This is a genomic window from Caulobacter sp. P1_B12_2, from assembly GCF_056406675.1.
In genome coordinates, this window is sequence record NZ_JBFTZS010000122.1 from 1 (window position 1) to 10958 (window position 10958).

The following is a 10958-nucleotide window of genomic DNA, read 5'->3' on the forward strand; positions in this document are numbered from 1 at the left end:
CTCGAACACCAGGTCGACGCGCTTTTGCGGCAGTTCGACCACCTTGGGCGTCACCGTGGCCGAGATGCGGCCCGACCGGCGATACAGCTCGATGATGCGCTGAACGTCGGCCTGAACCTTGGCGCGGGTGAAGATGCCGCGCGGACGGATCTGCACCTCGTCCTTCAGCTTGTCTTCCTTGAGCGCCGAGTTCCCCTCGAAGACCACCTGGTTGATAATCGGGTTCTCGACGACCTTGATGATCAGGTCGCCGCCCTGCAGCTCGATCTTCACGTCGGCGAACAGTTCGGTGCGGGCCAGGGTCTTCAGCGCCAGGTCGAGGCGCTGGGGATCGACCGTCTCGCCCGGCTGGATCGGCAGGTAGGACAGCACGGTCCCCTGCTCGATCCGCTCGTTGCCCTGCACCACGATGCGCTGCACCACGCCCGTGGTCTGGGCCTGGGCGAAGGCGACCTGCGGCGCGGTCAGCGCCGTGGAACCGAGGAGGAGCGCAACGCCGGTGGCGAACGCGGCGCTGTGGGCGCGAATTTTGTTCATGGGACCAATCATGGACGGACGGCGCGGCTCACGAGAACAGGTCACGAGAACAGGCCGCCAATGAATTTGAACACGTCGTAGCGGTGAAGGTCGTTCCAGGCCGCGAACAGCATGAAACCGAGGATCAAGGCAAGCCCCGCTCTGAAGCCGGCCGCCTGGAACTTGGCCTGCAACGGCCGCTTGGCGATCGCTTCGTAGGCGTACATCACAAGGTGGCCGCCATCGAGAACCGGGATGGGCAGCAGGTTCATGAAGCCGATGCTGACCGACAAGGTCGCCACCAATAGCATCATGCTGACGAAGAAGCGCAGAACCATCGTCTGCACATTGGGCGCGTCGGCGGTGCTGGCCTTGGCCACCGCGCCGACCGTGTGACCGATGCCGATCACGCCGCTGATCTGGTCGGGCGAGATCTGGCCGGTGACCAGACGCCCCAGATAGAAGCCGATCGTGCCGATCTGGTCGCCGACCTCGACGGTCGCGTCGGGAATGGCGCGCCAGACGGGCGAGCGATAGCGGGTCGGGGTGCTGCGGCCCTCGATGCCCAGCCGGCCGATCTTCATGCGGCCGTTGATCTGGTCCTGAACCTCGACCTCGCGAGGGGCGCCCGTCAGGTGGACCGTCGCCGCGCCGCGCTGCACCGTGAAATCGATCGGCAGCTTGGCGCGCAGGGCGACATAGCCGTTCAGGTCCTGGAACGTCTCGATCTTGCGACCGTCGGCCTTGAGAATGACGTCGCCGGGCTTGAAGCCGGCCGCCTCGGCGGCGCTGGCGGGGCTGACGGCGTAGACGCGGGCTGGATTTCGGATCTCGCCGATCGTGGCCATGAAGACCGCGAGCACGGCGATCGCCAGCAGGAAATTGGCGACGGGCCCGGCCACGGCGATGATCGCGCGCTGCCAGACGGGCTTGAAATGATAGTAGCGAGAAACGGCCGCCTCGCCTTCGCGCGCGGCGATCTCCTGCTTGAGGATCGCCAGATCGCTGCCGTCGGGCACGCTGGCGGCGTTGTCGTCGCCGGCGAACCGCACGTACCCGCCCAGGGGGATCCAGGCGATCCGCCATTCGACGCCGGTCTTGTCGCGCCACGACACGATCTTGGGGCCAAAGCCGATCGAGAAGCAGTCGATGGCGACGCCACAGGCTCGCGCGGCCCAGAAATGGCCGAGTTCGTGCACTGTCACGACGACGGACAGTACGAACACGAACGCGAACAGTTGCGTCAAAATACCGATCATATGGTGGCGCCCAACTCCCCGGTCACTCTCTAGATACGCTTCTGGCCGACAACCTCGGCCGCAATACGGCGAGCCGAAGCGTCAGTCATCATCGCGCTGTCGAGGGCGTCGCCGGCGCTGTCGGCGAGTTCGCCCAGGCCGTTCATGCGCTCAAGTGTCCCCGCCACCGCGCCGGCAATATCCAGAAAGCCGATCTGGCGGTCAAGGAAGGCCGCAACGGCCACCTCGTTGGCGGCGTTCATGGCGGCCGGCGCGCCGCCGCCAAGGCGCAGCGCCTCGCGCGCGATGGCGATCGACGGGAAGCGGTCCAGGTCCGGTTCTTCGAAGGTCAGTTGGCCATAGGCGGCCAGATTCAAGGGCTTGGCCGGCCACGAAAGCCGCTGCGGCCAGGCGAAGGCGCACGAGATCGGGCTGCGCATGTCCGGCGGCCCCAGCTGGGCCAGGGTCGAGCCGTCGGTGTATTCGACCAGGCTGTGGATCACGGACTGCGGGTGGATCACGACGTCGATGCGCTCATGCGAGGTGTCGAACAGGTAGGACGCCTCGATCATCTCGAGGCCCTTGTTCATCATCGTCGCGGAATCGACCGAAATCTTGGCGCCCATCGACCAGTTGGGATGAGCGACCGCCTGCTCCGGCGTGGCCTGCGCCATGGCGGCCTTGTCCCAGGTGCGGAAGGGGCCGCCCGAGGCGGTCAGGATCAGGCGCGACACCTGGTCGATACAATCGCGCTGCAGCACCTGGAAGATCGCCGAGTGCTCGGAATCGACGGGAATCACCGAACCGCCCGCCTCGCGGGCGATGGCCAGCAGGGCCGGCCCGGCGCAGACCAGGCTTTCCTTGTTGGCCAGGGCGATAACGGCGCCGGTGCGGGCGGCGGCCAGGGTCGGGGCCAGGCCCGCCGCGCCGACGATGGCCGACATCACCCAGTCCGCGCCCATGGCGGCGGCTTCGGAGACGGCGGCCGCGCCGGCGGCGACCCGAACGCCGGACCCGGCCAGCCGCTCGCGCAGTTCCGGCAGACGGGTCGCGTCCTCGATGACCGCGACCTGGGGCTTCCAGCGCAGCGCCTGCTGCGCCAGCTTCTCGACATTGCGGCCGGCCGTCAGGGCCAGGATCTCGACCGACAGATTCGCCTGCTCGAACAGATCCAGGGTCGAAACGCCGATGGAGCCTGTCGAGCCGAGAACCACGACCTTGCGGAGGGTGGTCAAGGCAGCCATCCCCACTGGTCGAGCAGCCGGGCGCCGGCGACCACGATCGCCGCGAACATCAGGCCGTCGACCCGGTCGAGCATGCCGCCGTGGCCGGGGATCAGGTCGCCGGAGTCCTTCACGCCGAAGCGGCGCTTGAGCATCGATTCCCAGAGGTCGCCGGCCATGGTCGCCAGGCCGCCCAGCAGGCCGATCGCGGCGGCCACGGGCCAGGTCAGGGTCAGGTCCGGCAAGGCGGGCAGCGCCTGGGACAGAGCCACGATGCCGATCGCGCCCAGGGAGGCCGCGACCAGGCCGCCGAAGAAGCCCGACCAGGTCTTGTTGGGCGAATAGCGCGGCCACAGCTTTGGGCCCTTCAGGAGGCTGCCCACGACGAAGGCGAAGATGTCGGCGAACCAGGTGACCGTGAACAGCAGCAGGGTCCAGCTCAGGCCGGCGTCCATGCGGCGCAGCCAGATCATCGCGATGACGGCCGGAGCGATGTAGATCACGCCATAGGCGGCGTCGGCCCGGCGCTCGACCGCGCCGCGGGCCATCAGGGCCGCGGCCAGGGCGCCGATGATCACCACGGGCCAGGTGGTGTAGTAGTGGCCGAGATAGGCGACGATCACCGAGATCGCCACGGCCGCGCCGATGGCCACCGCCACGCCCAGGGCGGCGCGCCGGGCGCTCATCTCCGCCCACTCGCGCGCCAGGAGCGCGACGCCGACCAGGATCAGGCCCAGGAACCAGACGTTCCCGAACCACACCGCGGCCACCACCGTAGGCACCAGCACCGTGGCCGAAGCGACACGGATCCGCAGGTTGCTCCAGTTGAAACGTTTAGCCGGCGACGGCGACGTCATCGACGGCGATACCTCCATAGCGACGGTCGCGGCTGCGATATTCCGTCAACGCGGCGGCCAGGTGTTCGGGCCCGTAGTCCGGCCACAGAACGTCCTGATACACGAGTTCGGCGTAGGCGCATTCCCAAAGCAGGAAATTCGAGATCCGCTGCTCGCCGCTGGTGCGCACGATCAGGTCCGGAGCCGGCGCGCCGGCGGTGGACAGGTGCTGCTCGAACATCGCCTCGTCCAGGTCGGCGGCCCGGGCCTCGCCACGCTCGACCGCCAAAGCGAAGGCGCGCGCGGCGTCGGCGATGTCGGCGCGGCCGCCATAGTTGAAGGCCACCTGCAGCAGGAAGGCGCTGTTGTGGCTGGTTCGGCGCTCGGCCCGCTCGATGACGTCCAGCACGTCGGGCGCCAGGCCCGTGCGGCGGCCGATGATCCGCACCTTGACGCCCTCGCGGGCCAGGCGCTCGAGGTCGGATTCCAGATAGGCCTTCAGAAGGCCCATCAGCTCCGACACCTCCTGCGGCGGCCGGCTCCAGTTTTCCGTGGAAAAGCCGAACACCGTCATCACGCCCACGCCCAGGTCGGCGGCGCCTTCGACGGTCCGCTTCAGGGCGTTGACGCCGGCGCGATGGCCCAGGACGCGCGGCAGGTTACGCCGCTTCGCCCAACGGCCGTTGCCGTCCATGATGATGGCCACATGCAGAGATTGGCCCGACTTCGCGCCCCCGGCGCGCGTCGACACATTCTGCAGGCCGGTCGTCGGCGCCATGCGCTTCAGCCTTCCCTCATCGCCCCCCACAACGCAGGTCGATGCTAAACCTGCATGATCTCTTGTTCTTTGGTTTTCAAGGCCTCGTCGACCTGCTTGATGGCCGCATCGGTCAACTTTTGGACCTCGGTCTCCATCTTCTTCAGCTCATCTTCGCTGATGACGCTGGCCTTCTCCGCCTTCTTCAGGTCGTCGTTGGCGTCGCGACGGATGTTGCGGACCGCGACCTTCTGGGCCTCGGCGTACTTGCCGGCGATCTTCGACAGATCCTTGCGGCGCTCTTCGGTCAGCGGCGGGATCGGGATGCGCAGGTTGTTGCCCTCGACCACCGGATTGAGGCCGAGGTCGGAGTTGCGAATCGCCTTTTCGACGGCCGCGACGACGCCCTTGTCCCAGATGTTCACGTTGATCTGGCGCGGCTCGGGCACGCTGATCGAGGCGACGGTGTTCAGTTGCACCATCGAGCCGTAGGCGTTGACGATGATCTGGTCGAGCAGCCCCGAGGAGGCTCGTCCGGTGCGCAGACCGGCGAAGTCTTCCTTCAGGGACAGCACGGCTTTGTCCATGCGGTCCTTGTAGCGGGACAGGACGGGTTTTTCGGCGGTGGCCATGGCTTGGGCTCTCTTCGCTGGGAAATTAAGCGGCGTGATCGCCGGAAACGACGGTGCGTGTTCCCTGCCCCTTCAAGACGTTCAGCAGATTGCCGCGCCCCTTGATGGAGAAGACCACGATCGGAATGTTGTTGTCGCGCATCAGCGCCACGGCCGAGGCGTCCATGACCCGCAGGTCCTGGGCCAGCACGTCCATGTAGCTGAGCGTGTCGTAACGCTTGGCCGCCGGGTCCTTCTTGGGATCGGCGCTGTAGATGCCGTCGACGCTAGTGCCCTTGAACAGGGCGTCGCACTGCATCTCGGCGGCGCGCAGGGCGGCGGCGGTGTCGGTGGTGAAGAACGGGTTGCCGGTGCCRGCGGCGAAGATCACCACCCTGCCCTTTTCCAGATGCCGCTGGGCGCGACGGCGGATGTAGGGCTCGCAGACCGTGGCCATCGGGATGGCCGACTGCACGCGGGTGGAGACGCCGATGCGCTCCAGGGCGTCCTGCATGGCCAGGGCGTTCATGACCGTGGCCAGCATGCCCATATAGTCGGCGCTGGAGCGCTCCATGCCCTTGGCCGCGCCGGCCATGCCGCGGAAGATGTTGCCGCCGCCGATCACCAGGCACAGCTCGACGCCGGACTGGACGATCTCGCGGATGTCCTCGGCCACCGATTCAACGGTCTTGGTGTCAATGCCGTAGGGCGTGTCGCCCATCAGCACTTCGCCCGAAACCTTCAGAAGCACGCGGCGATAGGGTCTGTGCTGAGGTTCGGACATACGGAGGCTCTTCCTGAGTCGTCGGAACGCAACATAGAGCGCGTTCCGAAAAAGTGGGATCGGTTTTCCGGGCTGAAACCGGCCAGATCGCGTGCAGATGGACGACCCGGGCGCAAAAAAAGGCGCGGCGCGCGCTTAGATCGCGCGCCGCGCCCTCGATAGGCGGTCCGTTCCGCCGCCCGAAAAGGCGGCGGAGAAGACTTAGGCTTGGCCGGCCATGGCGGCGACTTCGGCGGCGAAATCGCCTTCCGGAGCCTTCTCGACGCCTTCACCCAGAGCCAGGCGAACGAAGCCCTTCACGGTGAGCGGCGAGCCCAGTTCCTTGCCGGTCTCGGCGACCAGCTGCTCGACGGTCTGGTCCGGGTTCATGACGAAGGCCTGCTTCAGCAGCACGACTTCTTCCAGGAACTTGCGGATGCGGCCTTCGACCATCTTCTCGACGACGGCCGGGGGCTTGCCCGACTCGAGCGCCTGCTCGGTGAAGATCTGGCGCTCTTTCTCGATGGCGGCCTGGTCCAGGTCGTCCGCCGACAGCGACAGCGGGGCGGTCGCGGCCACGTGCATGGCGATCTTGCGGCCCAGCTCCAGGATCTTGGCCTGGTCGCCCGCGCCTTCGATGGCCACGAGCACGCCGATGCGGCCCAGGTCCGGAGCGGTCGCGTTGTGGATGTAGGACGACACCGCGCCTTGGGCGACGGTGAACTTGGCCGCGCGACGCAGGACCATGTTCTCGCCGATGGTGGCGATCAGGTTGGTCAGGGTGTCCGACACGACGTCGCCGTCGGCGGTTTTGGCCGCGTTGATGGCGTCGATGCCGTCGTTGTCCAGGCCGACGGCCGCGATCTTGCGGACGGCGTTCTGGAACAGGTCGTTGCGGCCCAGGAAGTCGGTCTCAGCGTTCACTTCGACGGCGGCGGCGGTCATGCCGGCGCCTTCGTTGCGCACGGCCAGGCCCACGAGGCCTTCAGCGGCGACGCGGTCGGCCTTCTTGGCGGCCTTGGACAGACCCTTCGCGCGCAGCCAATCGATGGACGCGTCGACGTCGCCATTGTTTTCGACGAGGGCCTTCTTGCAGTCCATCATGCCGACGCCGGACTTTTCGCGCAGCTCTTTCACCAGCGCAGCGGTCACTTCAGCCATGAGTTCCTCCATTGAATATCGGAGCGTTTCCCACCGCGACCGGGTCGCCTCGGGGAAACGCGTGAAACAAAATTACGACCGGGCTTGATAGCCCGGTCGCATGTCAGGTTCACGAAGATCGGGTCGGGACCGAAATCCCGACCCGATGATCGGAAAATCAGCTCGCGGCCGGCTCTTCGGCGACGGCTTCGATCGCTTCGGCGGTCGCTTCTTGAGCGGCTTCCGGAGCGGCTTCGACGGCCGGGGCCGCTTCAGGAGCAGCGGCGGCTTCGAAGGCCGCTTCCTGCTCAGCGACTTCGGCGGCGGCGACTTCCGGAGCGGCGGCTTCAGCCACCGGTTCCGGGGTCAGTTCGCGAGCCAGGGTCGGTTCCATCGGCGCGATCGAGGCGCCCAGGTCGACGCCCGAGTTGGCTTGGCCGGCGGCCAGGCCGTCCAGGACGGCGTCGGCGATCAGGTCGCAGTACAGCTGCAGAGCGCGGGCGGCGTCGTCGTTACCCGGGATCGGGTAGGTGATGCCGTCCGGATCGCAGTTGGTGTCGAGGATGGCGACGACCGGGATGTTCAGCTTGCGGGCTTCAAGGATCGCGATCGCTTCCTTGTTGGTGTCGATCACGAACATGATGTCGGGGATGCCGCCCATGTCCTTGATGCCGCCCAGCGACAGCTCCAGCTTGTCGCGCTCGCGGGTCAGCTGCAGCAGTTCCTTCTTGGAACGGCCGGTGCTCTCGCCGCCCATGATGCCTTCGAGTTCGCGCAGACGTGCGATCGAGCCCGAAACGGTGCGCCAGTTGGTCAGGGTGCCGCCGAGCCAGCGGTGGTTGACGTAGTACTGGGCGCAGCGCTTGGCGGCCGTGGCGACCGGGTCGCTGGCTTGACGCTTGGTGCCGACGAACAGCACGCGGCCGCCGGCGGCGGCCACTTCACGCACCTTCACCAGGGCTTGGTGCAGGAGCGGGATCGACTGCGACAGGTCAATGATGTGGATGTTCGAACGCGAACCAAAGATGTAGCGGTCCATCTTCGGGTTCCAGCGGTGGGTCTGGTGGCCGAAGTGGGCGCCAGCTTCCAAGAGCTGACGCATGGAGAATTCGGGAAGCGCCATGATAGGTCTCCTTCTTCCGGTTGAACCTCCGTGGACACCCCCGCTCCGACGATTCGGACCGGGACCGGAACGGTAACGTCGGGATGTCTCCCCGGCGTCGCCGCACGTCCACGTGTGGAATGGCCGCGCAAATAGGCGCGAACGGACCAAAAAGCAAGCCCTTAGACGCCTGAACCTTGCCGTCCAGGCCGTCGATCCGGCAAACCTATGCCGTCGTCGCGGCCCACGCCGCCTGGGTCAGCCGGTAGAGGACGCAAGGTTCGCCGGCGTGGACGACCGTCCGCTCCAGCGTGAAGCCCGCCTTCTCAAGCACGCGGCGCGAGGCGACATGCTCGACCACGACCACCCCGACGAGGGACGGCGTCGCCAGGCGCTCCAGGCCATGCTCGACCAGGGCGCGCGTGATCTCGCCGGCGTATCCCCGCCCCCAGGCGTCGCGCGCCAGGGCGTAGGCGATCTCGATCTCGGGCGCGCCTCGACCGCCAGCGGGCGGATGCCGGCGCGGCCCACGAAGGCGCCGTCGAGCGTGCGCCAAATCCAGAGCCCGAAGCCGTGACGATCCCAATAGGCGAGATTGGCCTCCAGATAGGCCTTGGTCGCCTCGGCCGAGCGCGTTCCGCCAAGATAGCGGGACACCTCGGGGTCGAGATGCAAGGCGACCAGGTCGGCCAGATGGCGTTCGTGCAGTCGCTCCGCGACCAGGCGGGGCGTCGTCAAACGGTCCATCGGTCGGCGTCCTTGGCCCCAAACACGCGGCGCGCAAGGCGCGGGCCCGCAAAAGAACCTGATCTGTCCACAGGCGAACCTCAATCGTCACGCGTTTCTGACACAGAGAGCGTGTCTGATCGGCTCAGGTCCAATGCCAGGGATTCGACCCTTCCGGCAGGCCGTAACGGGTAGAGGTGACTCATGCTCGCGGTTTTCGATCTCGACGGAACCTTGCTGGACGGGGATTCCACCGCCCTGTGGCTGTGGCGGCGGGTTCGCCGCTCGCCCCTGCGCTGGCTGGCCGCCATGCTGGCCGCGCCGGTCGCCATTCCGATGGTGATCGCGCCTCGCACCCGCCGGGCCGGAGCCTCGATCCTGCTGTGGATCGCCACGGCGGGACTGAGCGAACGGGAGTTGCGCGCCTCCTGCGCCGACTTCGCCGACCGCTTCCAGGCCGGCGCCCTGCCCTTGCGCTGGCGTGGGCCGGGCATGGAGACGCTGGACGAGCATCTGGCGCATGGCGACGAGGTGGTGGTGGTCACGGCCGCGCCCACCCTCCTGGCCCAGGCCCTGATCACCCCGCTGGGCCGGCCGATCGTCGTGCTGGGCACCTCGCTGAAGCGTCGGGCCGGCGGCTGGGTGGCCGACGTCCACTGCCGCAACCAGCGCAAGTGCCAGGCCCTGGCCGAGGCGGGCCACGGCAAGCGCTGGGCCTACGCCTATACCGACAGCCTCGACGATCTGCCGCTGCTGCGCGGGGCCGATGCGCCGATGATCGTCGGCTGCGGCAAGGCCGCCAAGCGCCGTCTCAGCCGCGCCGGCCTGCCCAACGGCCGCGCCTCGGCCTGGTAGGGCGCGGCCGCCTGAGGCTGATCAAGATTCAGTCCGCAGGGTTGCTCGACCAACGTGCGAGCATCCATTCCGGCCCCGAAATGACGGAGATGCTCCGCGACCGGCAACGCCGCCGCCGATCGCGGACATGCTGAACGTCGAAAAGGGTGGTTAGCGGTCTTCCGCCCAAATCGCGGGATCTCGCTCCCAATCGAGAAGAGCATTCGCTCGTCTCGTTAACACCGGTCCGAAAGAAGCGTCCAAGCCAAGACCTTGAAGGGTCGTGTCACCCGGCGGGGTTTCGCGGCCGGCAGAAGGGTTCCCGCCAGAAGGGCGGGAATGCCGGTGAAACTTGGCAAGCGCATCTGAACGGCGACACGCCCTACCGCGACTTGCCGTCGAACTTGTGCGGCTCGAGCGCGAAGACGTCCACGTCGTCCAGGCAGCGGACATTGATCGCCGCCATCTCGGCCCCATCCGGTCCGACGCCGCGGCCGAACGATTCGATGCCGCAGGTCTGGCAGAACAGGTGCGAGATCTTGTGGGTGTTGAAGCGGTACTCGCTCAGCGCGTCCTGGCCCTGCTTCAGTTCGAACGCCGACGCCGGCGCGAAGGCCAGCACCGATCCCAGCTTGCCGCATCGTGAGCAGTTGCAGGTRATCAGGTTCCCCAGCTCGACCTCCACGGCGTATCGCACCGCGCCGCATTGGCAGCCGCCTTCGTGTCTGGCCATGATCGCCTCCTTGAATGATCGCGCCGAGCCCGGCGCATGACATCAACGCTCGGCCGGCCGGCCGCCTCCTTGAGACGCGCCAGCACGCCTGACCCGACACCAGCCGGTCGATTTCGAACGCCTCGGCCCGCGCCACGGGTTCCTGTCCGGTGTCCGTCAGCCGCCCGGGCCTCCGCCTTTACCAGACGCTCGCACCCGACACGCTGCTGGCGTCTACCAACGCGATCCGCCTACGGCGCCGGCCTGACGAACGGCAGGCGCCTAGCGCCACGTCACTGTCCGCCGTCCTTCGAGACCGCGCCCTCCTCGGCGCGGTCCAGACCAGGCTGATTGCGCACTCTCGTCCTAGACGTCTTCCAGCAGCGCCACGCCGGGCGCGGTCTTCAGGGCGCCGCGCAGGGCGGCGTCGAGGGTGTAGCGGCCCGGCAGCTTCATCTCGATCTCGCGGCCGCCGCCCAGGGCGGCGATCAGGCTGACCT

At 67.4% G+C, this 10958-nt stretch carries 12 protein-coding genes and 1 pseudogene; 1 reads left to right on the plus strand and 12 read right to left on the minus strand.

Features of this window, described 5'->3' with window-relative positions:
- The 10 genes and pseudogenes from AC1DZ6_RS09715 to AC1DZ6_RS09760 form a co-directional block, all read right to left on the minus strand.
- Positions 1 to 549, minus strand: a 549-nt coding sequence (locus tag AC1DZ6_RS09715) for a POTRA domain-containing protein (protein ID WP_477096982.1), incomplete at its 3' end; no start/stop codon positions are given.
- A 29-nt stretch (positions 550 to 578) separates the two neighbouring features.
- The gene (locus AC1DZ6_RS09720) at positions 579 to 1775 is read right to left on the minus strand and encodes a M50 family metallopeptidase (RefSeq protein ID WP_477096983.1); all 1197 of its coding nucleotides are present in this window, start codon (positions 1773 to 1775) and stop codon (positions 579 to 581) included.
- A gap of 29 nt (positions 1776 to 1804) precedes the next feature.
- Complete coding sequence (locus AC1DZ6_RS09725) at positions 1805 to 2998, minus strand: 1-deoxy-D-xylulose-5-phosphate reductoisomerase (protein WP_477096984.1); 1194 nt, start codon at positions 2996 to 2998, stop codon at positions 1805 to 1807.
- A complete protein-coding gene (locus tag AC1DZ6_RS09730; RefSeq protein WP_477096985.1) occupies positions 2986 to 3834 on the minus strand; it encodes a phosphatidate cytidylyltransferase in 849 nt (282 codons plus the stop codon). The genes AC1DZ6_RS09725 and AC1DZ6_RS09730 overlap by 13 nt, the downstream gene beginning before the upstream one ends.
- A complete protein-coding gene (uppS, locus tag AC1DZ6_RS09735) occupies positions 3812 to 4591 on the minus strand; it encodes a polyprenyl diphosphate synthase (protein WP_477096986.1) in 780 nt (259 codons plus the stop codon). Before uppS ends, AC1DZ6_RS09730 begins: the two co-directional genes overlap by 23 nt.
- A gap of 44 nt (positions 4592 to 4635) precedes the next feature.
- Positions 4636 to 5202 (minus strand): ribosome recycling factor, encoded by a 567-nt coding sequence (gene frr / locus AC1DZ6_RS09740; protein WP_477096987.1) that lies wholly within the window; start codon positions 5200 to 5202, stop codon positions 4636 to 4638.
- A 25-nt stretch (positions 5203 to 5227) separates the two neighbouring features.
- A complete protein-coding gene (gene pyrH / locus AC1DZ6_RS09745; RefSeq protein ID WP_477096988.1) occupies positions 5228 to 5965 on the minus strand; it encodes a UMP kinase in 738 nt (245 codons plus the stop codon).
- Positions 5966 to 6166: 201 nt separating this feature from the next.
- The gene (tsf, locus tag AC1DZ6_RS09750) at positions 6167 to 7105 is read right to left on the minus strand and encodes a translation elongation factor Ts (protein ID WP_477096989.1); all 939 of its coding nucleotides are present in this window, start codon (positions 7103 to 7105) and stop codon (positions 6167 to 6169) included.
- Between the two features lie 157 nt (positions 7106 to 7262).
- Positions 7263 to 8207 (minus strand): 30S ribosomal protein S2, encoded by a 945-nt coding sequence (gene rpsB, locus AC1DZ6_RS09755; RefSeq protein ID WP_477096990.1) that lies wholly within the window; start codon positions 8205 to 8207, stop codon positions 7263 to 7265.
- A 205-nt stretch (positions 8208 to 8412) separates the two neighbouring features.
- Positions 8413 to 8933 (minus strand): annotated as a pseudogene (locus tag AC1DZ6_RS09760) (GNAT family N-acetyltransferase).
- Positions 8934 to 9116: 183 nt separating this feature from the next.
- Between AC1DZ6_RS09760 and AC1DZ6_RS09765 the strand changes: the two are divergent.
- On the plus strand, positions 9117 to 9767 hold the full coding sequence (locus AC1DZ6_RS09765) for a haloacid dehalogenase-like hydrolase (RefSeq protein ID WP_477096991.1): 651 nt from the start codon (positions 9117 to 9119) through the stop codon (positions 9765 to 9767).
- Between the two features lie 361 nt (positions 9768 to 10128).
- Here the strand turns inward: AC1DZ6_RS09765 and AC1DZ6_RS09770 are convergent, their stop codons facing one another.
- Both AC1DZ6_RS09770 and AC1DZ6_RS09775 read right to left on the minus strand, forming a co-directional pair.
- A complete protein-coding gene (locus tag AC1DZ6_RS09770; protein ID WP_477096992.1) occupies positions 10129 to 10479 on the minus strand; it encodes a GFA family protein in 351 nt (116 codons plus the stop codon).
- A 345-nt stretch (positions 10480 to 10824) separates the two neighbouring features.
- Positions 10825 to 10958: hypothetical protein (locus AC1DZ6_RS09775; RefSeq protein WP_477096993.1), on the minus strand; the 134-nt coding region annotated here is incomplete at its 5' end.

Bases quoted from the DNA above. Each gene is read 5' to 3' on its own strand.
- tsf (WP_477096989.1), bottom strand. From the start codon at position 7,105: ATGGCTGAAGTGACCGCTGCGCTGGTGAAAGAGCTGCGCGAAAAGTCC.
- rpsB (WP_477096990.1), bottom strand. From the start codon at position 8,207: ATGGCGCTTCCCGAATTCTCCATGCGTCAGCTCTTGGAAGCTGGCGCC.
- uppS (WP_477096986.1), bottom strand. From the start codon at position 4,591: ATGGCGCCGACGACCGGCCTGCAGAATGTGTCGACGCGCGCCGGGGGC.
- frr (WP_477096987.1), bottom strand. From the start codon at position 5,202: ATGGCCACCGCCGAAAAACCCGTCCTGTCCCGCTACAAGGACCGCATG.
- AC1DZ6_RS09720 (WP_477096983.1), bottom strand. From the start codon at position 1,775: ATGATCGGTATTTTGACGCAACTGTTCGCGTTCGTGTTCGTACTGTCC.
- AC1DZ6_RS09765 (WP_477096991.1), top strand. From the start codon at position 9,117: ATGCTCGCGGTTTTCGATCTCGACGGAACCTTGCTGGACGGGGATTCC.
- AC1DZ6_RS09730 (WP_477096985.1), bottom strand. From the start codon at position 3,834: ATGACGTCGCCGTCGCCGGCTAAACGTTTCAACTGGAGCAACCTGCGG.
- AC1DZ6_RS09725 (WP_477096984.1), bottom strand. From the start codon at position 2,998: ATGGCTGCCTTGACCACCCTCCGCAAGGTCGTGGTTCTCGGCTCGACA.